Genomic DNA, 25,390 nt, shown 5'->3' with positions numbered 1-25,390 from the left:
GTGGCATACAATACGAGGCCGGCAGAAAGGCCGACAATGACTGACCCCGTCCTCGTCGGCTCGGAGCTGTGTGTCACACGACGGGGGACAACGATTCTCGACGGCGTCTCACTCACGGTCGGGTCCGACGCGGCACTGCTCGTTCAGGGACCGAGCGGGGCCGGGAAGTCGACCCTGTTCAACGTCCTCGGGCTGCTAGAACCCCCGTCTAGCGGACGGTTGGAAGTCGACGGTCGGGACGCGAGCACCCTGTCCGAACGCCAGCGCGCGAGCCTTCGGCGGACAACGCTCGGGTTCGTTTTTCAGGACTTCCAGCTCATCGGCGACCTGACCGCCCGCGAGAACGCGTCGCTCCCGCAGGAGCACGCGGGCGACCGCGACTCAGACTGGCTGGACACGCTGTTTGAGCGCCTTGGAATCACCGGGCTTGAACACCAGTATCCTGCGACGCTGAGCGGCGGCGAGAAACAGCGCGTCGCCATTGCGCGCGCGCTCGCAAACCGCCCCGAAATTATCCTCGCCGACGAGCCGACCGGGCAGCTGGACCCGGACACAGCCGAGTCGGTGCTAGACCTCCTGTTCAGCATGAAGGAATCGACGGAAACCGCTCTCGTCGTCATCAGCCACGACCCACAACTGGCACAACGGTTCGACGAACGGCTGTTCATCCGCGGCGGCACGCTCGTTTCTGATACCGCCTCGACGCCGGACGCGAGCCCGTCCACGGAGACGAACTAACGAACCGATGGGATACCGAAACGCCCTCCTGTTTCGCTGGTCCAGACGGGATCGGCTCACGGTCGTCGTCGTCGCCGTAACGGCCGCGTTTCTCATCGGCACGGTACTGCTGTTGTTCACTGCCGTCACGTACTCGGAAACGTTCGCTGAGCCGCTTGCGAACTCCGGGACTGTCACCTACCACGACGCCGAAAACGGCCCACCGGAACCCAGCGGGGATGTCACCGTGCTCCCGTCAGCGACGGCGACGGTAAACGGGACCGACGTTCGTCTCGTCGGTATCCCGCCCGATACGCCACGCGTGCTCATCGAAGGGTCGGCTCAGTGGCAGGAGGGTCGATTACCGACACTTCCGGACGGTGTTGACGGCCGGGGACCGGTCCCCCAGCAGCGAACTCGGGCGATCAACGGGTCGAACGGCACCGTTTCGCTCACTGTCGTGCCACAGGAACGGGGGACGACATTCCTCTCTAATCAGTGGTACGTGACGAACGCCTCGACTGCACGGCAGGTCGGCGTCACCGGCTACTTCGTCGTCGACCATAGCCCGAGCGGAACCGGGCTGGGGAGTCTGCCCAGCGAGGGAGCACCGCTGGTCAGTGCACTCCTGTATGTCCTCGGCGGTCTGGAGCAGGTCCTCTGGGCGCTTGGTATCGCCGCGGCCGCCGGCGGACTGCTGGTCCTCATCGTCGTCTACAACGTCACGCGGATGAGTGTCCGCGACCGACTCGACGCGATCCGGGTCATCCGCTCGACCGGGGCGTCGGGGTGGCGGGTGGGACTCCTGTTTACGCTCCGCGCTGGTCTCCTCGTGACCACTGGCGTTGTTCTGGGCTACGCGGTCGGACTCATTCTGATCAAGGCGCTTGTCAACGTCGCCATTTACGTTGGACTCCCAATCGCGCTCGATATCACCGTCACCGGGCAGAGCGCCACTGTTGTCGGTGTCGTCGCCGGCATATTTGTTCTGATGGGGCTGGTGGCCGGCGCGCTCGCGGCCTATCCGGCGGCGACTCGCCCGCCGGCTGCCCTCGGGGACCGTCACACTCAATCCGGGCAGTCCGGGCAGTCGGGGCTTGCGAGGGTCCGGCACTGGGTCACACCGACGTTCCTCTCGTGGCGCTCGGTCGTCCCGACGGCGGCGACGCTGACCGTGTTCGGCATCACGTTCCTGCTGGTCGTCTCACTGGCCGGCCTCGCGTCTCCGCTCGGGGGCGGGGCGGGCGGCTCCGGGACCATCACCGAAGCCGGCGCGCCCCACCCGCTGAACAGCCGCCTCGATGCCGACTACGCCTCGGCTCTGCGGGCCGACGGGACACCGGCCAGCCCGGAAATCATCTACGCGCAGGTCTCGGACGGCCAGCCGTACATGGCCCACGGGGCGGAGTACGACGCGTTCGCGAACGTCACCGGTGCCACGCTGGTCGAAGGCCAGCGACCACAGCGGTACGACGAGGCCGTCATCGGGAGCGACCTCGCACGGACGCTTGATGTCGGGGTTGGTGACGAACTGACCGTCAGTGGGAGCGTCAAGCCCGGAGTCCGCCGGGTCACCGTCGTCGGACGGTACGACGCCGCTAGAACGCTCGATGACCTGCTCATTCTGCCGCGTGATTCCGCAGCCGACCTGGCGACCGGACCGGGGCAGGTCCACATGATTCGCGTGAAAGGGTCGGTCGCAGGGATCGACGATGCTGGCGGTGTCGCTGCCAACCAGTCGGGCGCTGTCGTGACGGGGCTGTCAGGCCCGGGACGCGTCACGGAGGGCGATACAGTCAATCTCACCGTCACCGTCCGAAACGTCGGTACCGAACGTGCGGACCGGGATGTCACAGTCCGGTATCGAGGCCAGCAGCGGACTACAACGGTGGCAGTCCCGCCGGGACAGGAACGGAGTGGCACTGTCTCCTTTACCGCGTCGAAGCAGGGGACCGCAAACGCTACTGCCGGGGAGTACACCCATTCAGTGTCAGTCGTCTCACCGAACGCTATCGAGATACCGAACCAGCTGCCGTCACAGGCCCCGCCCGGGTCGGGGCTCTCCGTTCCTGTCGTCACGAAAACTGGAGCGCGGGTTTCGAACGCCACTGTCACAGTGAACGGACCGTCGGTCAGAACTGGGTCGAGCGGTGTCGCCGTCGTTCCCCTGCCACGCGAGCCGGGGAATTACACGATAACGGCCCGTTCCGGAACCCAGACGGCGACACACGACATTCAGATTGTCCGTGGAACTGAGCGGGAACTGTACGGGGAGCTGTCGATATCGCCGTCGTCAGGGTCGGTCTTGACGACGCCAACGCTCAGGGTCGGGCTCGCAAATCCCTGGCAGGAACCGATCACACGCACTGTGGGCGTCATCGGTCCCGGTGTCTCCCGAAACCGGACCGTCTACATGCCACCCGGAAACGTCACGCAAACGCGGTTCTCTCCGGATAACGGACGCAGTCAGCCCGGAACGTACACCTACCGGATGACAGCCAACGGGACCACCCTCGCCACAGCGGAGTACGAGGTGACCGGCGACCGTCGGTTGGCATCTGCGGTGGCAAGTAGCGGGTCGTACGCGTCTGGCACGCCCATCGAACGGTCTGTCGAGGGCGTGTTCGGGAACGTTCAGTTGATTCTCGGTGTCCTTGTCGTCCTCTCGGCGCTGAGTACCGTCGGCAGTACCACGGCGACGTTCGCACAGGGGGTCCACGCGCGTCGGCAGGCCATCGGCATCCACCGCTCGACCGGCGCGACGCAATGGCGGATTCTGCGGACGATTCTGGCCGACATCGCTCGTATCGCGATTCCGGCGACCGGCTTCGCGCTTGGCCTGTCAGTCGTTGCATTACAGCTGCTGGAGCGGGCTGGCTGGCTCGTCTTCTTCGGGTTCCGCCTCTCCGCGCGGACTCCGCCGGCCATCCTCGCAGCGATATTCGTCGGCGGCGTCTTGCTCGCCCTGTTCGGTGCCCTCGTCGCAACGGTGCCGTATCTGACAGCGTCACCGGTTTCGTTGCTCCCGAGCGGCGACCGAACGCGGACGCCCGATGACGATTCGGTTACCGAAAGACAGTCTAGCGACGACTGACTCTCACTGCTAGGTTGTCAAATAAGCCACTCCCTGCTGGCGGCTGTCGGTCGGAACTTTGACTGTCTGCCGACAAGAACGCCGTTGTATGGCGACCCGACAGCGCCAGCAGTTCATTTACGGGCATCTCATGTGGGTGCTTGGTAGCATCCTCGTGTTGACCCTGCTGGATGCGCTGACGCTGGAGCTGTTTTTCGTCGTCTCGCTGATCGGGTTTCTCGTCACAGTCGAGTTGGTCGCACCGCAGACCGTCTCGCCGCGCTGGCGGCGACGACTCTGGTGGCTCATCGGAATCGGTCTGGTGGGCTTTGCCTACGTAGTCATCAAACGGATCCTTGCGATTCTACCGCCGGGGCTGGTCTGATGGCGCTGACACCGCTCTCTGAGGACTCCCGGCTGCCATCGCTCACGCTCCCACAGCTACTACTCGCCGCCTACACCGCCCTCACGGTCATCGCACTCGTCTACGCTGCGAGCACGTCCTCAGCAGCGTTCGGTGCGTATAACTCACAGTGGGACGGGACAGACGAACTCCGAACCGTCGCAGCCAACGCTGGTGCAAACGTGACTGTCGGAACGAATGTGAGTCAGTATCAGGCCAGTGACCCGGACGACACCGTTGCAGTTGTTCTCTCGCCGGCGGAGCCGTACTCGTCCAGCGAGCGGACACGAATCGCTGAGTTCGTCCGGAGCGGCGGGACACTCGTCGTCGCCGACGATTACCGCCCACACGGAAATGCTCTGCTTGCTGCTGTCGGGGCGGAGGCACGCTTCGACGGCCGTCCAGTGTATGACAACCGGAATTACTACCGGAACGCCTCGCTCCCGGAAGCGACGCCCGTCGGCAACTACCCGGAGACGGCGGGTGTCGATACTATCGTCCTCAACTACGGCACGACTGTCAGGGCCGGCAACGCGACGACGCTCGTCACCACCTCCGAATACGCCTATCTCGACACCGACGGCAACGGCGAACTCGACGGCGAGGAGCAGTTAGCGTCTCGGCCCGTCGTCACGAGCGAATCGGTGGGTGATGGTCAGATCATTGCTGTCAGTGACCCGAGCCTCTTCGTGAATGCGATGCTTGAACGCGGTGACAATCGCCGCTTTGTCATGAATCTCGTTGCCGACCACGATACGGCACTGCTGGACTACTCGCATGCCGGTAGCGTTCCGCCAGTGGCCGCTGCCGTACTCGCCATGCAGCGGTCAGACGTGCTGTTACTGTTCTGTGGCGTCGTGCTGGTCGGGGCGCTATTCGCGTACGACCGCCGTCTCGACGAGTCTCTTCGGGACCGATTCCGCGAAGAGAGGAGCAGCGAGCCGAACCCACACCTGTCCCGGGAGGGCGTCAAGAAGTATCTCAGAGCCCGTCACCCGGACTGGGAGGCCGCTCAGGTGGAGCGAGTAACGGAAGCCGTTATTAAACAGCGGCCCGAACGTCAACGTAATGACTGATCCGTCGGTACTGTATGACCGTCTCAAAGAGGAGACGGACACAGTTCTTATCGGTAACGAGCAGATTCTTCGTCACATTACTGTCGCAATGCTCACACGCGGTCACGTGCTTCTGGAGGGGGTCCCCGGCGTCGCGAAAACCACGATTGCCACGCTCGTCGCCAACGCGACTGACCTCCAGCACTCCCGGGTCCAGATGACGCCTGACCTGCTCCCGGCGGATATCACTGGCACGACGGTGTATCACCAGCGAAACGGGGAGTTCGAACTGCAGAAAGGGCCGGTGTTTACCAATCTGGTCATCGCTGACGAGATCAACCGCGCTCCGCCGAAAACACAGAGCGCACTCCTCGAAGCAATGCAGGAGGGGCAGGTCTCTATCGAAGGGTCGACGCTCGAACTCCCGACGCCGTTTACCGTCGTTGCGACGATGAACCCGCTTGAGATGGAGGGGACGTTCAAACTCCCGGAGGCACAGCGCGACCGATTCCAGATGAAACTCGTCACCGAGATTCCCGATTCCGATGAGGAGCGTGCAATACTGGATCGGTTCGACGCGAACCCGACGCTCGATGCGGACTCTATCTCACAGGTCATCTCCCGGGACGAGCTTCTGGACGCTCGGGCAGTAGTTCCTGAGACACACATCGAAGACAGCATCAAGGAGTACATTCTCGCGCTCGTCGGCGCGACCCGGGACCACCGAAACGTCGTTCACGGGGCCTCACCGCGGGCGACACTCGCACTGCAGAATACAGCCAAAGCGGTTGCTTGTCTGAACGGCCGAAAATATGTCATTCCGGACGACGTGAAAGAGATGGCGCTCCCGGTGTTGCGCCATCGTCTCATTATGAGCAGTGACGCCGAGCTAAGCCAGATCAGTGCCGAAACAGTTATCGAAGAGATCCTTCAGTCGATCACGCCGCCCGGGTCCGACACCGATCACAGTGCAGGCGTCGAAACGGCAGTTGGTGACGGCGGAACGAAACGCGAGTTCGAATAGCGCCCGGACCGCAGTTAGTCGGTTTCCGGAGTCGGTGCCATCTCCTGTTCTGGGGTCGCCGCGTCACTGGACTGTGACGGTTGTTCGGGTGTGTCCCACGAAACGGTCACGACACCGCTGAACCGGTCGTCATCGCGCGTATCGACGGTAACCGGCCGATCAAGGCCCGTGGCAAATCCCACCGCAAGCAGGGACACCACTGGGTGATCTAGCTGGTGAATATCGCCGAACGCCGGATTGTCGATGGCGATAGAAGCGGTTTGATTCTCGCTATCGATTTCGATTGTCGTGTCATCAACGAGTTCGAACTGCTCGGACAGGGCTGCAGTCAGCTGTGTCGCTATTGCATCGGGACCGGTACCGAACGTGCCCGACATCGCCTGCTCGAACTCGGTGTATAGCCGGTCACCAGTCGGGGGAAGCGATATTCCCTGTTCTGCCTCAACGCCCGTGACGAACAGTTCTTCTAGCTGCTCCGGGTCGGGGACCGCGTACTCGACGTGCTGGGGGACGAACAGGCGCGCAGCCGTCTCCGGATGGGATGCTGTTGGGACATATATCCTCTCAGTCTGGAGTTCCAGCTCGCTGACGAGGTGCTGTTCGACATCTGCCAGCGTGTTGAACACCGTATCACTGACCGACGCCGAGACGAACCGCTCGGGGGTGAGATAGAACGTGACGATGCCGGCAAACACACCGGTCCCACCGAACGCGATGAAGATGGTTTGCAGGGCCGGAAAGACAAACGCCGCGACGAGAGACAGTCCACCGACTGCGAAAAAGCCTACTGCGGTCCGTCTGAACGTTGCTCGTCTCGCGCGTGCGTACGATTCACGTAATCGACGGTTTTCCTCCCGCAATACTTCAAGCTCCGCTTCGAGTGTCTGACGGTCCCGCACAACATCGGCTTGTTGGTCGGTGTCATCTGCTGTCATATCCGGTTTCGAGGGCGCAGGTTGACTCATTGGAAATCACGATCCGAAGCGATGTCTGCAGTCACGATGTCGAGTTCTATCAGCAGATAGCGATGGAGCAGATAGCCGACGATGGCAGTTCCGACGAGGATGGCGAACCCAACCCTGAGGGGGTCTATGGTCCAGCGCCAGACCGACAGCCAGACGAAGCCGCCGAGCAGCGGCACGATAAGTGCGACGAGGCTGCTGGCGACTCGACTGTCAGGCGTCTTGGTAGCCACCGAAAGCAATGTGAGGAACAGGCCGCCTTCGACAAGGGCGAGTGATAGCAGTGACGGCGTCTCAACTGTGACGAGTGCTATCTGTCCAAGCACGACCGCGAGAACGGCTGTTCCGGACAGGTAGAGGCCGCCGAGGACAACACCGATGAGGCCAAGCCATACCGGTCCATCCAGGAGAAGCCCTCCTGTTGCTCCGACGATACCAAGCAGGCCGAGCACGGTGGGTAGTGCTCGGCGCGACCGTCCCATCGAGTTCAGTGCTGTACTCATGCGTACCCCCGCTGGTTTGTGTTGGCTGGGCCGGCGGACAGAATAGTCGAGATCTGGTCTAGGGGCCCGACCTCGTAGGCCGTCACCGAGTCGATTTCGTTCAGCTCACGCCGGAACTGGTCGAAGGTCCGATACCGTTCGTAAGCGGTATCGAGGTCGGTGAGGCGGTCGGTATCGAAGGCCACCGATGGAGTGATGAACACAACGACCTCCGTTGCGTTGCGTCTCGCCTGGCCGACTGTGTTCCGCAGTTCGCTCGGGCTGCTGTCGTCTGTACAGATAACTAACAGGTCCGCACTACGTATTTCGTGTGGGGCCGTCTGCAAACCGTTGTACAGCGGTTGATTGGGGAGATGTCGTTTCGATCCGGTAGCGTCTCGATACGCGAGCAGCACCGTTTCCATCGGCGATTGTGTGTCGGCTGCTGGATTCACCGCCCCCGTTACTCTTCCGGTGGCAGCCGCTGTTGCGGGGGCTGTTGCCGGCGTTTCAGCGTTGGCGTCGAGGTCGTTGATCCGGTGCTGGCACGACCTGTAGGCCTCGGTTCTCGCCACTGGAACTCTCGTTTCCGTTACGCCCGCGTCGCCGATAGTGACGTAACCCAGCGGATCGCGGGTCGTTTCGGCACGCTGCTGGAACGCCGCGGCGACCGATTTGAGGTGCTCTAGCTTCGTGTTGCCAGGTGCACCGTCGCCCAGCGTCTGACGGTGGTCAAAGACGAGGACCACGCTACGGTTCCCCTCGGCTTCGTAATTGCGGACGTGCGCCTCGTCGAGTCTGGCAGTCGCCTTCCAGTCGACGTATTTCAGTGCGTCGCCCGGGACGTACTTCCGGATTTCCTCGGCCGAGAGGCCACCTGTCCGCCCGCGGGCATCGTGTTCGCCGACACCGCGTAGCAGTTGTTTCCCACCCTGCCCAACGTGAATCGGGCCGACTGACGGTGCCTCGACCAGTACTTCGGGACCTGGTGCCGTCGCGAACGATTGGGTAAACAGCCCGGTGCCGTCGCTGACCGTCGCTGTGGCTCCGGGAATGGTATACTCTCCGACAGTCTCCCAGGTGAGCGGAAGTGTCACCGACGCCGATTGCATCGATGTACCGAGAGTGACCGTTGAATCGGGGCCCGCTTCCATCTGCGCTACGAGTGGAATCTCTGTCTCGACGGAGAGCGGCAGGTGATCGCCGGCGGTGTCAACTGATGCTTCGAGAGTGTACGTCGTTTCGGCGCCGGTCTGTACCCGGGCCCGGTCGAGTGACTGGGTCACCGTGAGATCGTCCCTGAGCTGTGAGACGCCACGAACGAACGCAAACTGCATTGCGAGTAGCCAGCCTGTGAGCCCGACAGCACCGACCACCAACAGGGGTGCATCAAGCACCCCACCACCCACGAGGAGACTACCAGCAGCAGTGACCGCGAGCCAGAACCGTCGGGTGACACGCATTGCCTTCCGTTACTGAACCGAGCCCATTGAAGATACCGACAGCCACAGCCGGAGACCACTGCGTTATGATCGTTTCCAATATCGAAATTGATATTGATATTTGGGGAATTACCTTCTTAACCAGTAATTGAGAATATTAGCGTATAGGTACCATCTATGTCTATTCTAGCTCAAATATTGGGGGCCTGTATAGGTGCAGTTTCTAAAATCAATCTTAATACTGAATCTAAAAAACCGGGTAACTGTGCCGACACCAGCCACCGCTGGCTCCGTACCGTAGCGCTGGCTCGTTTCGGCGCCGTTGGCCTCGTCATGTTGCTTCTCGCTGGTGTCGTGCTTCCAGCCGCCGGGGGGCCGCCGCAGGTGAACACTGCTAGCGGTGGTGGGGCCAATACGCCAAGCGCGCAGCAGATACAGGCCGACCCGAATGCCACTGATACAGACGGAGACGGGTTATCCGATTCGCTAGAGCGGTCCGTTTACGATACCGACCCGACCAGTGCGGACACGGACGGCGACGGCTACCCGGACGGCATGGAAGTCCGCTGTGAACAGGCGATTCCCGATGCGGACCCGCTCCGAACGGACATCTACGTGGAGGTTGATTCCACGGAGTCAACGACGCTCAGCGAGCCGGTCCAGACGTCCATCGTCGAGACGTTCGAGAAGGCACCTGTTTCGAACCCCGACGGCTCCACTGGAATCGATATCCATCTCGTCACGGACGACACGAACCTCTCGGCCAACGGGACGGTTTACTCGAAATCCCGCGCTGGGGCCGGAAACGACATCTATGACTTCCGGGCCAACCACTCGCAGCACCGGTCTGACGGCTATTACTATGTCCTGCTCACCGACGATGTCGCCTACAACGGGGACGACTACTTCGTCGGTGCGGGACGACCTGAGGTCGCGGCGATGGAGCGGTTCGATTCGACGAAACTCACCGCTTCGCTGTTCATGCACGAATTCGGGCACGCGATGGGCCTCGACGCCCATCAGGACGGCATTGACGAGGAGCGCTACTCCCAGACAGAGTACGATAGCGTGATGAACTACAACGGGCTGTACAGACAGCTCACCTATTCGAACGGTACCGACAGCGTGGGCCGAAACGAGTGGCAGTTCGTTGCCGAGAACCGAACACAGCCCGACGTTGCGTGTGCGGAGAACGCGTGCTCTAGCAGATGTACGCGGGCCTGATTCGTTCGAAAAAGGGATAACCGACGGTTAGCTGCTGTCTGCGAGCATACTCATGAAGAACGACCCGAACACGGTCTGTAGTCCGAGTACTACGACTGTCGAGGCCAGCAGGGTCGCTGTGGCTGACGGCAATGCCGCTTCGCCGACGAGCAGCCACTCTCCGAACACACTCCCGAGGTACAGAATCCCGACTGCAGCCGCGAGAATGCCGATGGACGCGCCGTGTTCCAACTGGAACTGCTCCCGTATCATCCCGACGAGTACACCATCGGGTTTGTTTATCGGGTTCGCGGCAATGGAGCTGAACAGTGCGAGCGTCCAGACCTGATACCCGACGATTGCCAGCAGCGACCCGCCCACCATCGTCTGTATCCCGAAGTTGACGCCACTGATCGACAGCTGGGCGATTGACAGTGACATCAACAGTGCCCCGACAGAGACGAGCAACAGGGCCGGATACGAGAACAGGTACTCAGGCGCGTTCACGAGCATGAAACGGACGTGTCGCCAGCCGTCACTGAAACTGTCGAGCGTTTCCTCGCCTTCACGCTCGTGGTAGATAATCGGGACCTCCTCGATGGTGAGGTCGTTCGCGCCGGCTTCCATAATCATCTCGCTGGCGAACTCCATGCCGGTCGTCTCTAGCTCTAGCGTTTCGAGCGCGTCCTTGGTGAACACGCGGAACCCGCTGTGGGCGTCGCTGACACCGGCCCCGTAAAACGTGTTCAGGAATCGTGTCAACAGTGGATTGCCGACGTATTTGTGTAGCGGCGGCATCGAACCGTCCCGAATCTCTCCCTCAAGTCGACTCCCCATACAGATATCCGCGTCGCCGTTCTTCACGGGATCGAGAAGCTGCGGAATCATCTCGAAATCATACGTCGTGTCAGCATCGCCCATCGCGATGTACTCTCCCCGCGCCTTGCCGAACGCATAGCGATACGCATAGCCATAGCCCGGTTCATCGGGGGTCACGACTGTCGCCCCTCGCTCGCGGGCTAACTCCGGTGTCGCGTCGGTCGAACTGTCGCTGACGATAATCTCAGTCGGGACGCGCAACTCGGAGACCGCTGTTTTGATCCGGGCGATACACTCGACGATTCCTTGCTCTTCGTTGAGAGTCGGCATCACGACGCTCAAAACCGGCGTGACTTCACTCTCTGGCGTGACGAGAAACTCGTCTGCAGTCTTGGCTGCAATCCCCTGTTTGTCCGCTTGATTTGCCTGGTTTGCTTGTATTGTCATTCCCGTACCTCGGCTGAAACTGGTGCGTCTAGTAGCATGCACTCTCCACTCCCCTGGTCGGCTTTCTGCGAATACGACTAGTAGGCCCCATTTTATCTGATGTCAATGGTTAAGTTCTGATAGGTACCGCATAGTTCCCACACAGGATGTCATGTCAAAGCAACATATAATAAAGCTGTTGGGTGCGGTAATTCATAATTAATAACAATAGTTAGCACGAAACCGCTCACATCTCCCTGATTGGCCAGAATTTCTTCGCGCCATGACGGTATTGTGTAGTGAGCACCTATCAGTAAGGCACACTATTCAGGCACTAATGTACGTTGCGAATCATGCATTTATCAGATTAGTATCCTGTATCAGCGGCGTGCTTTAGTTGCAGATATATCAGACAATATGAGCTAGCTACTAACAGGATGCCACGACGGGAAGAGTCGCAGTACGCCGGAATTGATGCTTAAAGACAGGTGTGAGGGCCTCGACTATCGCCTACGGTCGCTGGAACTCGTCGAATCTGATTGATACGCTTCGGAAACGCCCTGATGCCGTGTGCCAGCTGACTGCCCCGGGGCGACTCGGTTACCAGGGTGTCTCACACTGGGCGGCGAAGTCGACTCCGGATTTCGCCGCCAACAGCGTGTACTCGTGGCAGCCGGTTCTCCAATGCGCTGAGCAGCGTTGCGACGCTTAATCCAAGGACGTAAACAGCTCCTAAAAGCATGATAACTGAGATGTCCTTACTGAACCGGAGCGCCCCGCGTAGCGATGCCATAGCTATGAATTCTCGGCATGAGTCTAAGTCATTTGGGTCTGATTATTAATTTCTGTAACTGGAGGGGGTGTTGTTGTTCTGGGCCGTAGATTTAAGCCACCCTATGTGTTAAGAAGTAACATGGCCACAGACCAGTCCGAGGGGGCCAGCCTGCACGTGCCACCGCTGGAGAATACGGCGTTTTTCTCCATTGAGGACGATGACGGCTACGTCCGTATTGAACAGTCACTAGGGAACCAGGTCCTGTACACACCCAACGAAGCGCGGGACATCGCTGAGGCAATTCTCGACGCTGTTGACGAGGCTGTCGAGGAGGAGTAATCCATCGCCGGTGGTCGGCCCTGTTTTGCTGGAAGGCGAGACGGTTTGAATGAGGGCGGTCCACCGTCAGGTATGACAGATGCAAGCCACCGGGCGGCGGTCGCCGAGCGAGCGGCCCGGTCTGGCGGTGTCGTAGCCCGGGAGCAGTTCCGGGGCGACCTCAACGTTGAGTCGAAGGCCAACAAAAACGATCTCGTGACGGAGACGGATCGCGACGCCCAGCGACAGGTCGTCGCCACTGTTCTGGAAGCGTTTCCCGGCGACCGATTCCTCTGTGAGGAAGCCCTCTCGCCGCGAGCCGGGCCGGAGGCCGACTACGAACCCGAAGCAGTCGACAACATCCCACGTAACGGCTCTGTGTGGGTAATCGATCCGATCGACGGGACGGCAAACTACGTCCGCGGAATGCGCCTGTGGGGGACCGCTGTCAGTGCGGTCGTCGATGGCGACCCGGTCGCATCGGTGATCTATCTCCCCTCGTATGGTGACCTCTATGCGGCCGGCCCTGAAAATGTGACGCGAGACGGGACTGAACTCTCGGTAAGTGGACGAACCGACCCGGAGACGTTTGCGGTGGCCCCCGTCGGCTGGTGGGACCGCGATGACCGGGACGAGTTCGGTCGGCTGTGTAGTGCTGTCGGCGACCGATTCGGTGACATCCGGCGCCTGGGGTCGTTCCAGGCAACGCTGGCCCACGTTGCCGACGGGGCACTTGAGGGACTCGTTTGCACGCGCCCGATGGCACCCTGGGATACGCTCGCCGGCGTCCATATGGTTCGACAGGCTGGCGGCACAGTCACTGACCTCGATGGCGAGCCTTGGACTCACGACAGCGACTCTGTCGTCGCTTCCAACGGCGAGGCTCACGAGGCATTCGTAGCGGCCGGCAACGAGGCGCTCAGGGGAGAGTAAACTCACTTTCACATCCAAACCCCGCCGCGTCTGGCTCGCGGACTTTCGCTCCACGCACACTGGACCGGAACGCTGAAACCGCCTGCCACCGGTCACTCGGCCATGGAAACGTTCGAGCGAGCCGTCGATGAGTACGGGCCCGGCCAGCTCTGGGTGGGCTCTTTCGTTGCAGTCCTCCTCGTTGCGGTTGGGGCCGTTATGGCCGCTCCACAGGCCGTCTGGGATCGGTTCCTCTGGCAGTACTTCTGGGGCCCAGTGTACGCCGACGCCAAGTCGGCCAGCTGTGCCGAAATGACTGCATCCGGCCCACAACCGCTGTACGATGGCTGTAGGGCGGCTATTCAGGATGGGCGGCTCATCGCTGAGCCGGGGTACACTATCGTCTCCGAGGTCGGCTACATGCTGATTCTGGTGTACATGCTCGTCGGCGTCTACTTCCTCCTCGAGCGACTGGACATCGCCGAAGACCCGAAGCTCTACTTCGCGTTCGTGCCGTTCATGCTGCTTGGCGGCGCGTTGCGGACCGTCGAGGACGCGACCGATCGCGCGGTCGACGCCGGGGTCACACCCATCGTCGAGTACCCGCTGAGTTCGCTCATCATCAGTCCCGTCATCTACGGGACGGTGTTCCTGCTGACGTTGCTCGTCCTCGTCGCCTGCGTGGACCTCGAACAGCGTGGCGTCATCGATAGCTACTACCGGACGACCGGCGCTATCGGCGGAGCGTTCGTCGCCGTGACCCTTCTGTATCTCACGGTTGTCGCCCTTACTCGTGAGTATGCGACGCTGTATCCGTCAGTCCTTATCACGACTGTCGTGCTGGCGTCAGCGCTGTCGTACGGTCTGTACCGCCTGTTCGAGTCCTACCGCCCGGCGCTGAACGACGGAACTGGCTATATCGGTCTGCTCGTCATCTGGGGCCACGCAATCGACGGCGTCGCGAACGTCTTGCTGGCCGACTGGCTCGACGCCCTCAACGTCCCACTGACGTACTATCCGAAACACCCGGCCAACGAGTTCATCATCGAAGCCACCGAGGCGCTCCAGCCGGCCGGCCTCTCGGCCGCCATCGGCACGTCGTGGCCGTTCCTGATCGTCAAGCTCGCCGTCGCTTCGCTGGTCGTCTCGCTGTTCAATCAGGAGTTCATCGACGATAGCCCGCGGTACGCGCTCCTGTTGCTCATCGCCGTCACCGCGGTCGGTCTGGGGCCGGGGACGCGGGATATGCTGCGGGCGACGTTTGGCATCTGATTACGGACTTCGGCTATTCGACTCCGCCTCTCGTTGCGTCGGCGCTACGGAAACGGATGCTGCTCCCTGTCGAGCCGCGGCTCGAAGCCCAACTCGGCCGGCACAGCTTCGGCCCGCTGGCCGAAGAACGAATCACCGAAGAACAGCGGTTGGGCCGACGGACAGACGACGCGGACTGCCTCGAACCCGAGCTGTTCGAGATCGCGCGTTGTCAGCCGTGCCCCGTGTGGCGTGAGCCCCGCATCCGCCGACCGGTCACACAGTGTCTCTAGCTCCGCCTCACCGGAGAGGTCTGCATCGGGGCCGAGCGAGTCCAGCGGGACCGCCGTCTCGGTGGCCGTCAGGTCGGCGGCCTCGCCGGGTGATTCGGCGTAGCGTCCGATTGCGCCCTGTGCGTCCATGGCCGCCTCTGGCCCCATGCTGTCGAGTTCCATCCAGTTCTGGAGCGCCTCCTCCAGCGCGCCGACGGCGGCCGCGCCCGGGTCCAGATCTGCGTCGGTCCCGAGCGCGAAGCGCGGCCATTCGTCCTGTTCCAGCGCGACAGTGATGACTGGCACGTCCACGTCCTGTGTCAGCAACAGCGCCGTCACGTCGAGCCCCTCAGATGTCGCGCGCCGTTGGAGCGTGTCGTACTGCTCGTGGTCCTCGACAACCACCCGGAGTGGCTCGAAGGTCGAGTACCACGACAGCATCGCGGCGTCACGCTCGATGACCTCGTACAGCCCGGTCAGTAACGCCTCGGTGACGGTGTTTCCGAGTCCGAGGCCGGTCGTCGTTGCCGGCCTGACAGCGTCCGATGGCGGCGGATAGTGGACGGTTTCGGCGGGCAGCGACCGACGGTCATCGGTCAGTAGATTTTTCGCCGGGACCCAGCGGAGTGCCGTCGAGTCGTCCCACTCGGATTCGTCCCTCACGAACGCATCGGGTGTGACGGCATCCGGAACATCGGTGACGGTCCCGCGTTGCAGCGTCCCGTCTCTGTAGACGCCGGCTGCGTACCGCTCGTAGTTCTCGCCGAGCGCTTTCATGAAGGCTGTATCCCAGTCGATAGCGACACCGGCGGCCTTGGCGGCGGCCGACACGTCGCTGAATCCGGTGGTGTCGGCGAGCGTCGACAGGTAGTACGGAGCCGGGAACGACTCGACCTCGCCGACTTCCGTGGCGATACCGACCCGCTCGTCGAGGCCCAGTTCCGCCCGTGAGAGCGCCTCGCTGTCCGGGGCTGTCCGGCGACCGTCGTCAAGGGTGCGGCTCGGCGTCTCGCCACAGTCACAGCCCGGGACCGGCAGGAACCGCCGCTGCGTATGTGGGAGTTCCGTGACCGTCCCAAAGAGGGCAGCGTCCCCGTCGAGAAACCGGGAGACCAGTCGGCCGGCCAACGCTCCCGCGAATCGTTGCGTGGCCGCAGCCGGGGCTTCTGTGATCTCCTCGGTGTCATCGACTGAAGCCTCGACCCGAGCCCGGAGACAGTCGAAACAGCCCGTCTCGGGTCCGAACCCGCTGACCGCGGCGTCAGTCACCGGGACGCCGCCGATGCCGCCCAGTTCGACGGCGACCCACGGAATGCCATCGCCGTTCGCTCGGCCGTTCCACGCCGCAAACGTCTCTGACCCGACGGTATCGACTACGACGGCGAGATCGCCACCGCTGTCCGCCGGTGTCGGCGGCTGTGCTACTGAAACGTCGATATCAGCGAGAAACGCAGTGAGTGCATCGACGGCCGGTCCACGCCCGACAACTTCGACAGTTCGCATGCCGAAGCCCTCGTCGTGAAGGGAGAAAAACCTACGCGGCGAGGATGGACTGGGCCACGGAAGCCAGTTCGTCCGGGTCAGCGTCTTTGAGCCGGTCGTCACCGAGCATCAGGCGGAGCCGCGGTCGGCCCACGTCGATCGGGACCTTCTCAGTGTCGATGAGGTTCATGTCTTCGAGTTTCGTCTTCGTCCGCGAGAACGTCGCCTTGCTCGCCAGCCCGACATCCTCGCCCCATTTGCTGATGTCGTACAGGAGTTCGCCGTTTCGGGCAGCCACGAGCAGACTGATGGTGACCTCATCAAGCCCGTCACCATCGCCGCGGGCCGTCGACAGAGAGCTGAGAACGTCGTTGAAGTCCGACGCGGTTTCCGGGCCGATGTCGGATTCCAGCGTGCTCTGGACGCGGTTGAGCGGCGGCGTCCGGAGCGAGTACTCGTCGGCGTCTTCCCAAGCCGAGTCGTAGTAGTCGTAGGCGTTGTCCACGAACGCCGCGTCGTCGGTCCCGAGACCGCCGACCGTGTCGCTGATCGTCACGAGCGCATACACCGTATCGACAGTCACCGCAACTGAGTGGTTCGGCACGTCGTCGAGCAGTCGCATCGTGAGCCGCTCCTCGTCGATGAGGTCGGCCGCGGTGCTCGCAACGAGGAAGTCGTCCATGACATCTTTCAATGCCCGCTCGTCGGCCAGCAGCCGAACTTCGGGGGCGTCCGAGTCCGCGTCCAGTGTCGATACAAGCTCCGAGATGCTCCGCCGCGACGGGTTCACGACGTACACCGGCTCGTCAGTTGCCCCAAACACCGTGGTCAACATAGAACCGACGTCGTCTTGCAGGAGATTTTCGGTCATTGTCCCTTGGCAGTATCTAGTGCATTAGTATATTTAATTTTACCGGCCATACTGTGTTGATTTCGCTAACAATCAGACAACACACACCGGTAAGAGGCGATAAAATATTGGTCAACTGTCCTAAGCAGAAGCCGCTCGCCTCACGGACTGAACCACCGATTCTGAGCGTCGATTTCGCATGAAACCGGTAGAACAAATGGCTGTCTCTCTGCTTTCCGTTCTGCAAACCCGCGATTTCAGCACAGTATCTAATACGCAAAGTGAATACAAAGTAGCGACCTACTGTGACTACTTGATGACCGGACGCTGAACCGGTTGCAGCCGCCTCGGTTTCGCTTTCGGAGCCCGGCAGTGTGGGGTTCCGTCAGAAATCCGTCCGGAGGCGCGCGGCCAGGTCGTCGGACCAGTGAAACTCCCCGTCATAGATGACAGGCAGTGACGTCTGGCTCAGCGTGTCGGCCAACTCGGAAACGCTGAGCGAATGGCTCGTCTGCTCGCCGTTCAGGGCGGCGCTGTCGTCGAACGGTAGCCGGTAGCTCTCACCGGGCCGTTCCGGGGACACGACCGTACACTCTACGTCGAAGCCTGTCTCCCCTTCGGAGAGCCAGACGACCGCTGGGTGTGCAGGATTGGGAACGATTGAGTAGGTCCCGTCGCCGACGACCGCGTAGTCCTTGCACATCATTATCCGCCGACGGGCGAGTTCCAGCGCACGCTGGATGCTGAATCCGTTGCTGAGCAACCGTGCGAAGGCCGTCCCGACTAGGGCGGCGTGCTTGTCCAACACGTCGGTAAGTGTCACCGCGCCGGCGACCGCGCCCTGTTTGACAAGGTCAAGCCCTTCATCGTAGGAGCCACAGGCGTTCAGGAAGAACGTCTGTGTTCGGGCCTCTGATAGCGATGCCAGTGCCAGGTTACCGTCGGGACAGCGCAGTCCCTCCTCGTCGCAGTGGCCGATGAAGTGGACGAAATCGGCCGGCTGTCGGAACACGTCGGCCAGCTCGTTGACCGACAGCAGCTTGCTGACCTGGACGTCCATTGGTAGGTCCGCTGCCCGGTATATTTCTGTGACTTCCGTGTGCTCGTCGGCCATCTCCTCATCGTTGAGGACGACCGCGACCCGTTGACTGTCGGCATCCCGGTTCTGAATCCGGTAGCGGTTGAGGTACGCCTCCGCTGGCGTTTTGCACGCGTCTATCGGGTTCCCTGGCGCGAGCCACGAGTGCAACTGCCCTTCGCGCAGATTCGGCTCGATAACCGGCGGACGCTCGGCTGACCCACGACTCAGATACGAATCCGCCAGCGTCCTGTCGAGAAGCTCTCCCCGGTCGAGCCGGGAACTGTCCGGCAGGTAGATGAGGCTGAGCCGGTCGAGCAGGAACGGGAGACAGCGGACCCGTTCCGGTTTCGGCGAGACGTACGTCGAAAGGGGCCATTCAGGCAGGATCGAGCGCACGGCCTCGTCGGAGACCTCGATGTATCGCTCGAGCCGCCCAGCTGGCGACAGCGACCGAAGCGTCTCCGCGTCGAGTGAGAGCGCCGACGTGATACGGGGGCCGCTCTCTGCCGGGTCGACGCGTCTGACCTGACAGTCGAGGTAGAACACCTTGCGGAGTAGCGCCGCGACGCCGGCCTGTAACGACGGCCAGGCGTCAAAGGAGAGGTTCACAGACGTGCCTTCGGCCGTCAACAGCGCGGTATCCCGTGACTCAACCACCACGTCCGCCCCGAGATAGTAGGCTAGCGGTGCGCTGACGAGCAGCTCCGCCTCGCACTCCGGAACATAGAGTGTGATTCCGGTTTCGGGACGGTTCTGTCGAACCGTTTCGGGAATACGGGTCGTTTCACCGGTCGTGACTATTGGCGGGTGTCCGCGGAGTTCTGGGTGCGAGCGGGACGGCTGCATCGTGTGATGGGCCCCGCCCAGATGGGTGACCGCCGTTGCAAGGCCTGCGGGCGTCGCAGGGACCTGCAGGTGCGGCCGCTCTGCGTTCGTTTCCCAGACGAACCCGACGGTTATACTGGTCGGTTCCCGGAAGGCAAGCACAGTGGTAACACCGGCCGAGTGGAGCGACGCCGGACCGTCGAAGCGGACGTGGATCCGAATGTCGTCAACGATGCCAAGCGGCGACTCCTGGCCACTATCCGAAGCACGGGCCTGCATCGTCAACAGGTACTCTCCTGTCTCAAGCGTCGTCGGTGAATCAACCGTCTCAGCATCCGTGTCAGTGCCGACTCGGGTTACCGTGGCATCCACTGCCGGCAGCGCCAACTCGGTGACGGACCCACTGTAACAGTCGTCGACAGTGTGTGGCAACTGTTCGCCGTCTGTGACTTCTCGATCGTGTAATTGGTGCACCAGTGCGGTCGGGTCGACCGTTTCCCCATCCCAGTCCAGCGTTTCACCGCCGTCCCGGCCCACCCGCTCGCCTGCCACCCCCCAGGTGACCATATGTGAATATGTGGAACGTCATCTGATATATACGTACGGTTGTCAGCACGGCCTCATCGCCAACCATATTCAGCACCGGACGCGGAATAAGACTGTCACACACGCGGGGACCAAAGGGTAGATTATTGTCGTATCGGTCCTGACTCGGATACATGAGCTACGAAACCGTCCGGGAAGCGGACCCGGCAGTCGCGGACGCTCTGGAGGGCGAACGGGGCCGGCAAAACGACACGCTGGCGATGATCGCCAGCGAGAACCACGTCAGCGAGGCTGTGATGGAGGCACAGAGCTCCGAGTTGACGAACAAGTACGCCGAGGGCTATCCCGGCGAGCGCTACTACGGCGGCTGTGAGTACGCCGACGACGTCGAGGAACTCGCTATCGACCGCGCGAAGGAACTGTGGGGTGCGGACCACGTCAACGTCCAGCCACACTCCGGTTCGCAGGCCAACATGGGCGTCTATCTCGGCGTCCTCGAACCCGGCGACAAGATTCTCTCGCTCGACCTGACTCACGGCGGCCACCTCTCGCACGGCCACCCGGCGAACTTCGCCGGTCAGGTGTACGAGGTCGAGCAGTACAAGGTCGACGAGGAAACCGGCTACATCGACTACGAGGGTCTCCGCGACCACGCAGAGGAGTTCGAGCCGGACATCATCGTTTCGGGCTACTCCGCGTATCCCCGGGAGGTCGACTTCGAGCGGATTCAGGAGGCCGCCGATGCGGTCGACGCCTACCACCTTGCGGACATCGCCCACATCACCGGTCTCGTCGCTGCCGGCGTCCATGAGTCGCCGGTCGGCGTCGCAGACTTCGTCACGGGATCGACGCACAAGACCATCCGCGCCGGCCGCGGTGGCATCATCATGTGCGACGAGGAGTACGCCGACGACATCGACGCCGCCGTCTTCCCCGGCTCTCAGGGCGGCCCGCTGATGCACAACGTCGCCGGCAAGGCTGTCGGCTTCGGCGAGGCGCTGGCCCCCGAGTTCGAGCAGTACGCCCAGCAGACCGTCGACAACGCCATCGCGCTCGGCGACCGACTCAAAGAGCACGGCCTCTCGCTGGTCTCGGGCGGCACGGACAACCATCTCGTACTCATTGACCTCCGACCGTCTCATCCCGACACCACTGGCAAGGAAGTCGAGGAAGCGCTGGAGGAAGCCGGCATTGTCCTCAACGCCAACACCGTTCCGGGCGAGACCCGCTCGGCGTTCAACCCCTCGGGCATCCGCGCCGGCACGCCCGGGCTCACCACCCGCGGCTTCGACGAGGACGCCTGCCGCGAAGTCGCGGACCTCATCTACAAGGTCGTCGACGCTCCCCACGACGACGATGTCGTCGCGGAAGTCAGCGACCGTGTGGACGAGATGACCGACGAGTACACGCTGTACGACTGAGCGGTCCCGACCGTCGTTTTACCGGCGGTACCGGCTTTCGTCACTGACGTCCCTGAACAGCATCGTGAGCGGGACCAGAACCGCCATCGCGACGGCGATAAGCGCGAGGATGGGTAGCGGCGGCAGGAACGCCAGTGCCATCCCGACCGCGTCCCCTTCCGCGGCGTTGACGGCGGCGACCGCTCCGCTGTCGTAGAATATCGTGTAGAGAACGCCAAACAGGACCGTCATGAACACGATAGAGTAGAGCATCCGAAACGGACGGGTGACGATTTCGACGGCATTGTGCCGGATTCGTCCGATTTTTCGGCTCGATCCTCTGTTCGTTTCGCTGACGAGCAGGCCCAAGAGGCGTCGGACAACCATGAGACACAATGGATGGCTGACAGCATGAACGTATACCCTGATTACCGACGACGCGCTCGTCCGAGCACTCCGGCGTGCCCGCTGTTTTTTCACCACACTCACCGTTGCGTTCAGCGTGACCGAGACCGACAGGACGCGTCGCGCGGTCCTGACTGCGGGCGTGGCGGCAGTTACCGCGCTCGCCGGCTGTGACAGCGGCTCTGGCCCAGACTCGCAGCCGTCCGAAACCGGGACGACGCCGCCCACGGAACCGACGACGACCGCTCTGACCCCGACGGAGGGAACCGAGCATTCTGACCTAGACCTGCGTGAAGCGAACGTGACCGACGTGGCCGTGACGAACAGCGGGGGGCAGGACTATCGGTTCGACGTGACGCTGTATCACGACGACGACGGCGAGGACGGCTACGCGGACTGGTGGCAGGTCGAGACGCTGGCCGGGGACCGACTCGGCCGCCGGGACCTCCTGCACGCTCACTCGACGACTCCGTTCACCCGTTCGGAGACGATTGCGGTTCCCGGCGATGTCGCATGCGTGGTGGTCCGGGGCCACGACCAGACCCACGGGTACGGCGGGCAGGCGATGACGGTGGCTGTCCCGGACGGCGCGACACGGGCCATCCGGCAGGGGGCCGAGCGGAAGTCGGTCGCCGAGTCGGACTGTCCCTGAGCAGGGTCGCTGTGGCGGCTGGCCGAAATCCGGGACGTTCATACCGCCCCGTGCCGCCGTTGTACCTAATGACAGAAATTATCGACGGCAACGCCGTCGCACAGTCGATTCGGGACGACCTGGTCGCGTCCATCGACCGCCTCGCCGACGCCGGCCACCGTCCGTCGCTAGCGACGGTGCTGATGTCCGAGGACCCGGCCAGTGAGACGTACGTCTCGATGAAACAGGACGACTGCGAAGAGGTCGGTATCGAGGCCATCGACATTGACATCGACCCCGACGCGGACGCCGCCGAACTGTACGACACAATCGAGGACCTCAACGCCGACGACGATGTCAACGGCATTCTGGTCCAGATGCCCGTCCCCGACCACGTCGAGGATAGGGAGGTCCTCCGGGCTATCGACCCGATGAAAGACGTCGACGGCTTCCACCCGGAGAACGTTGGCCGACTTGTCGCCGGCGACGCCCGCTACAAGCCCTGCACGCCCCACGGCGTCCAGAAGCTCATCGAGAGCGCCGGCGTCGACACCGAGGGCAAGGACGCCGTCGTCGTCGGCCGGTCGGACATCGTCGGCAAGCCGATGGCGAACCTGTTCATCCAGAAAGCCCCGGGTGGCAACGCGACGACGACGGTGTGTCACTCCCGGACCGACGACCTCGCCGAGCGGACGCGAAACGCGGACATCCTCGTCGCCGCGGCCGGCGTCCCGGAGATGATAGACGGCGAGATGATTCAGGAGGGCGCGACGGTCATCGACGTGGGCATCAACCGCGTCGACGCCGACACAGAGAAGGGGTACGAACTCGTCGGCGATGTCGAGTACGAGAGCGCGAAGGAGGTCGCTGGCGCAATCACGCCGGTCCCCGGCGGCGTCGGCCCGATGACCCGCGCGATGTTGCTGTACAACACGGTCAAAGCGACGGGCCTGCAACACGACATCGACGTCGACCTCCCCTGAATGCCGGCGCTCGCGGCCTTCCGGAACCGTGACGTGCTCACCCGGCGTGTGACCCGCGAGACCGACGCGGCGGGCGTCGATGCGGTCCGGGCCCGCGCCGAGCGCGGCTGCCACTGGGCAGTGGGTGCGCTCGTCACCGACCCCGACGACCGCGTGCTGTTCGTCTACGAGGACGACACGTGGAAGCTCCCGGGCGGCGGCGTCGAGGCCGGCGAGACCCGCCGAGCGGCCGTGCGCCGCGAGGTGCGCGAGGAGACCGGGGTGGACATCGCCGTCGACGGACTGGCCGCCGTCACCGAGGTCACAGTGACCGACGGCGGGCGCGAGGCGACGTTCTTCTTCGGGACCTACCGCGGCACGCCCGCGTCGACGGCGCTCGCGTCGGACCCGGGGCTCGACGACGAGGGCATCGAGACCGCGGCGTGGAAGAGGTCGGTGCCGTCGGACTGCCTAGACGAGCCGCTGCTCCGGCGACTCAGGGGTTAGACGGTGTCGTCCTCGATTCCAGCGAGCCAGTTCTCGGCCCTGACGAAGGCGCTCTCGTCACCGGTGATGTACGACCCCAGGTCCCGGGCCGCGTGAACGAGACGGTTGGCGTCCGCGGAGTCGACGTCGCCGTCCAGCGCCTCGACCCGCTTTCGGTGGTCGCGAATCCGCCCGGAGAGCTGTCGTGCTGTGGGGTCCGGGTGAGCGTCCAGATACGTCCGTACGTCCCGCTGATAGCTGTCGACAGCGGCCGCCATCGCTAAACCGTACGGCACGCGAAGCGCCGACGGGACGTCTTCGACGGCCGGACGATTGCCGTCGTCAGCCCCGCCGAGCAGTTCGTAGAAGTACCGCTCGGCCGGGTCGCCGCTGCGCAACTCCCGCGTGAGGTGTGCGCCGATGTGCTGGAGTTCGACTGCGGCGACGAACGTCCGGTCAAACTGTCGAAGCTCGCCTGCGTCAATGAACCCCCGCTTGCGCGTGTACTCTCGGCACCGCTCCGCTGCCGCGTCAGCGATCTCCCGTGTCGGGTCCGCGTCGATTCGGCTCCGTACCGGCGTCAGGTCGAGCGTGGTTGGTGTATCCGTGTGCTCGGTGTGCTCGTCGATCCCGACGCTGTGGATGCTACCACAGTCCGGACAGGCGATGCTTCCGGTCTCGTAGTACCGCCACCGCGTGCCACAGTCTTGACACTCGCGCTCCCCGCGGACTTTCATACGACATAGTGAGAGGGCAGCCCTCAAGATTGTTCCGTGCGGGCTGTCTACGCCCACGTATGCGCTCGGAAGACGAGATCCGCGAGCAGTACGAGTTCCTTGTTGAACAGCTAGACGACGAGGAGATGAACCACGAGCGGGTCCGGATGATGTTCACTCACTACAAGCGGGCACTCGGATGGGTGCTTGAGGAGGAACATATCTAAATTAGTTACAACTTACATTCACATCTACTTCGATAACTAACATCTGCTGGACGGGGCCGGTACTTTTAAGTTATTCTGCCCCATTCGACCAAGTGACGCTTCGCTTGGAGGGCCGAAGCGTCAGCGGGGACCAATTCAGGGCGGCAAGCGGTCGCGTTTTTCGCGACCGCTTTCCACTTACTTCGCTGCTAACAGTCTAATACAAGTGACTTCTGTGTCTCTGAAACGTAACTGCTCGGCGATACGACGCGCTCGATAGACAGTTGTGTGTCCGCCGCGTGTGCCGCGCCAGTTCAACCTCGATGCTGACCTCGGTGACGCCGCCCTTGACCACCATGCGCGACTGTCACCCCAAGTTCACCGGTAATAGTGCCGCGAGGTGGTTCCCCTGCGCTGATGTGATCGTATTGTCAGAGGTCGGTCATCGTTCTGAGATGTGACACGGTGACGGTGGGTTGACTACTCCTTCCACTACAATCAGGCGTGTTTCTGCCAACTGTAACCTACAGTGACAAATAATACGGCTGCCATCAGTTTCCGGAGAATGATGATATACTGACTGTATTTACCGTATGGACAAAACGATGACTGAGGGCCTACATACAGAAAATTCGACACCTAGAGATGCCGAAACTATATCAAATT

23 protein-coding genes are annotated in these 25,390 nt (G+C 62.4%); 14 read left to right on the top strand and 9 right to left on the bottom strand.

Annotated features, from left to right (window positions below; all coding sequences use genetic code 11):
• Nucleotides 1–36: 36 nt before the first annotated feature.
• From DVK00_RS15950 to DVK00_RS15930, 5 genes are all read left to right on the top strand, one after another.
• Complete coding sequence (locus tag DVK00_RS15950; RefSeq protein ID WP_101350161.1) at nucleotides 37–738, top strand: ABC transporter ATP-binding protein; 702 nt, start codon at nucleotides 37–39, stop codon at nucleotides 736–738.
• A gap of 7 nt (nucleotides 739–745) precedes the next feature.
• Entirely contained in the window at nucleotides 746–3,811 is a 3,066-nt protein-coding gene (locus tag DVK00_RS15945) for an FtsX-like permease family protein (RefSeq protein WP_101350160.1), read from the top strand.
• A gap of 88 nt (nucleotides 3,812–3,899) precedes the next feature.
• Nucleotides 3,900–4,175 carry a hypothetical protein gene (locus DVK00_RS15940; protein ID WP_101350159.1) on the top strand — a complete coding sequence of 92 codons (276 nt, stop codon included), beginning with the start codon at nucleotides 3,900–3,902 and terminating at the stop codon, nucleotides 4,173–4,175.
• Nucleotides 4,175–5,269 carry a DUF4350 domain-containing protein gene (locus DVK00_RS15935; RefSeq protein ID WP_121577994.1) on the top strand — a complete coding sequence of 365 codons (1,095 nt, stop codon included), beginning with the start codon at nucleotides 4,175–4,177 and terminating at the stop codon, nucleotides 5,267–5,269. Before DVK00_RS15940 ends, DVK00_RS15935 begins: the two co-directional genes overlap by 1 nt.
• Nucleotides 5,262–6,272, top strand: a complete 1,011-nt coding sequence (locus DVK00_RS15930; protein WP_101350157.1) for a MoxR family ATPase — start codon at nucleotides 5,262–5,264, stop codon at nucleotides 6,270–6,272. The genes DVK00_RS15935 and DVK00_RS15930 overlap by 8 nt, the downstream gene beginning before the upstream one ends.
• Before the next feature lie 14 nt (nucleotides 6,273–6,286).
• On the opposite strand, the gene DVK00_RS15925 is transcribed toward DVK00_RS15930, so the two are convergent.
• The 3 genes from DVK00_RS15925 to DVK00_RS15915 are packed head-to-tail and all read right to left on the bottom strand — an operon-like array spanning nucleotide 6,287 to nucleotide 9,179.
• Nucleotides 6,287–7,237 carry a hypothetical protein gene (locus DVK00_RS15925; RefSeq protein WP_121537473.1) on the bottom strand — a complete coding sequence of 317 codons (951 nt, stop codon included), beginning with the start codon at nucleotides 7,235–7,237 and terminating at the stop codon, nucleotides 6,287–6,289.
• Nucleotides 7,234–7,737 carry a hypothetical protein gene (locus DVK00_RS15920; RefSeq protein WP_101350155.1) on the bottom strand — a complete coding sequence of 168 codons (504 nt, stop codon included), beginning with the start codon at nucleotides 7,735–7,737 and terminating at the stop codon, nucleotides 7,234–7,236. Before DVK00_RS15920 ends, DVK00_RS15925 begins: the two co-directional genes overlap by 4 nt.
• The gene (locus DVK00_RS15915; protein WP_121577993.1) at nucleotides 7,734–9,179 is read right to left on the bottom strand and encodes a DUF58 domain-containing protein; all 1,446 of its coding nucleotides are present in this window, start codon (nucleotides 9,177–9,179) and stop codon (nucleotides 7,734–7,736) included. The genes DVK00_RS15920 and DVK00_RS15915 overlap by 4 nt, the downstream gene beginning before the upstream one ends.
• A gap of 312 nt (nucleotides 9,180–9,491) precedes the next feature.
• Here DVK00_RS15915 and DVK00_RS15910 point away from each other — a divergent pair, with 312 nt between their 5' ends.
• Nucleotides 9,492–10,382: a hypothetical protein gene (locus DVK00_RS15910; protein WP_233560820.1), complete on the top strand. Its 891-nt coding sequence runs from the start codon at nucleotides 9,492–9,494 to the stop codon at nucleotides 10,380–10,382.
• Between the two features lie 27 nt (nucleotides 10,383–10,409).
• Here the strand turns inward: DVK00_RS15910 and DVK00_RS15905 are convergent, their stop codons facing one another.
• A complete protein-coding gene (locus DVK00_RS15905; RefSeq protein ID WP_121577992.1) occupies nucleotides 10,410–11,627 on the bottom strand; it encodes a glycosyltransferase family 2 protein in 1,218 nt (405 codons plus the stop codon).
• An 892-nt stretch (nucleotides 11,628–12,519) separates the two neighbouring features.
• Between DVK00_RS15905 and DVK00_RS15900 the strand changes: the two genes are divergently transcribed.
• The 3 genes from DVK00_RS15900 (at nucleotide 12,520) to DVK00_RS15890 (ending at nucleotide 14,883) form a co-directional block, all read left to right on the top strand.
• The gene (locus tag DVK00_RS15900) at nucleotides 12,520–12,720 is read left to right on the top strand and encodes a hypothetical protein (protein ID WP_004518094.1); all 201 of its coding nucleotides are present in this window, start codon (nucleotides 12,520–12,522) and stop codon (nucleotides 12,718–12,720) included.
• A 72-nt stretch (nucleotides 12,721–12,792) separates the two neighbouring features.
• Nucleotides 12,793–13,632, top strand: coding sequence for an inositol monophosphatase (locus DVK00_RS15895; protein WP_101350152.1), 840 nt, complete (start codon nucleotides 12,793–12,795; stop codon nucleotides 13,630–13,632).
• 102 nt (nucleotides 13,633–13,734) lie between these two features.
• The gene (locus DVK00_RS15890; protein WP_101350151.1) at nucleotides 13,735–14,883 is read left to right on the top strand and encodes a DUF63 family protein; all 1,149 of its coding nucleotides are present in this window, start codon (nucleotides 13,735–13,737) and stop codon (nucleotides 14,881–14,883) included.
• 44 nt (nucleotides 14,884–14,927) lie between these two features.
• Here DVK00_RS15890 and DVK00_RS15885 read toward each other — a convergent pair whose 3' ends face one another.
• From DVK00_RS15885 to DVK00_RS15875, 3 genes are all read right to left on the bottom strand, one after another.
• Complete coding sequence (locus tag DVK00_RS15885) at nucleotides 14,928–16,637, bottom strand: YcaO-like family protein (protein WP_121577991.1); 1,710 nt, start codon at nucleotides 16,635–16,637, stop codon at nucleotides 14,928–14,930.
• A gap of 31 nt (nucleotides 16,638–16,668) precedes the next feature.
• Nucleotides 16,669–17,487 (bottom strand): transcriptional regulator TbsP, encoded by an 819-nt coding sequence (tbsP, locus tag DVK00_RS15880; RefSeq protein WP_121577990.1) that lies wholly within the window; start codon nucleotides 17,485–17,487, stop codon nucleotides 16,669–16,671.
• Nucleotides 17,488–17,851: 364 nt separating this feature from the next.
• Nucleotides 17,852–19,939, bottom strand: a complete 2,088-nt coding sequence (locus tag DVK00_RS15875; protein WP_101350148.1) for a hypothetical protein — start codon at nucleotides 19,937–19,939, stop codon at nucleotides 17,852–17,854.
• A 152-nt stretch (nucleotides 19,940–20,091) separates the two neighbouring features.
• Here DVK00_RS15875 and glyA point away from each other — a divergent pair, with 152 nt between their 5' ends.
• Complete coding sequence (glyA, locus tag DVK00_RS15870; RefSeq protein WP_101350147.1) at nucleotides 20,092–21,339, top strand: serine hydroxymethyltransferase; 1,248 nt, start codon at nucleotides 20,092–20,094, stop codon at nucleotides 21,337–21,339.
• Nucleotides 21,340–21,357: 18 nt separating this feature from the next.
• Here glyA and DVK00_RS15865 read toward each other — a convergent pair whose 3' ends face one another.
• A complete protein-coding gene (locus tag DVK00_RS15865; RefSeq protein ID WP_101350146.1) occupies nucleotides 21,358–21,705 on the bottom strand; it encodes a hypothetical protein in 348 nt (115 codons plus the stop codon).
• 115 nt (nucleotides 21,706–21,820) lie between these two features.
• On the opposite strand from DVK00_RS15865, the gene DVK00_RS15860 reads away from it, so the two are divergent.
• The 3 genes from DVK00_RS15860 to DVK00_RS15850 all read left to right on the top strand — a co-directional run bounded on the left by DVK00_RS15860 (nucleotide 21,821) and on the right by DVK00_RS15850 (nucleotide 23,823).
• Nucleotides 21,821–22,375, top strand: a complete 555-nt coding sequence (locus DVK00_RS15860; RefSeq protein ID WP_121512251.1) for a hypothetical protein — start codon at nucleotides 21,821–21,823, stop codon at nucleotides 22,373–22,375.
• 68 nt (nucleotides 22,376–22,443) lie between these two features.
• Nucleotides 22,444–23,337, top strand: coding sequence for a bifunctional methylenetetrahydrofolate dehydrogenase/methenyltetrahydrofolate cyclohydrolase (locus DVK00_RS15855; protein ID WP_121512252.1), 894 nt, complete (start codon nucleotides 22,444–22,446; stop codon nucleotides 23,335–23,337).
• Complete coding sequence (locus tag DVK00_RS15850) at nucleotides 23,338–23,823, top strand: NUDIX domain-containing protein (protein ID WP_121577989.1); 486 nt, start codon at nucleotides 23,338–23,340, stop codon at nucleotides 23,821–23,823.
• Here DVK00_RS15850 and DVK00_RS15845 read toward each other — a convergent pair.
• Entirely contained in the window at nucleotides 23,820–24,539 is a 720-nt protein-coding gene (locus DVK00_RS15845; protein ID WP_121577988.1) for a TFIIB-type zinc ribbon-containing protein, read from the bottom strand. The genes DVK00_RS15850 and DVK00_RS15845 overlap by 4 nt on opposite strands.
• Nucleotides 24,540–24,598: 59 nt before the next feature.
• Here DVK00_RS15845 and DVK00_RS21810 point away from each other — a divergent pair, with 59 nt between their 5' ends.
• Nucleotides 24,599–24,745, top strand: coding sequence for a hypothetical protein (locus DVK00_RS21810; RefSeq protein ID WP_004518083.1), 147 nt, complete (start codon nucleotides 24,599–24,601; stop codon nucleotides 24,743–24,745).
• Nucleotides 24,746–25,390: the final 645 nt, after the last annotated feature.

This window comes from Haloarcula sp. Atlit-47R (genome assembly GCF_003665985.1).
GTDB classification, from domain to species: Archaea; Halobacteriota; Halobacteria; order Halobacteriales; family Haloarculaceae; genus Haloarcula; species Haloarcula taiwanensis.
This window is presented reverse-complemented; position numbering and strand designations above follow the sequence as displayed.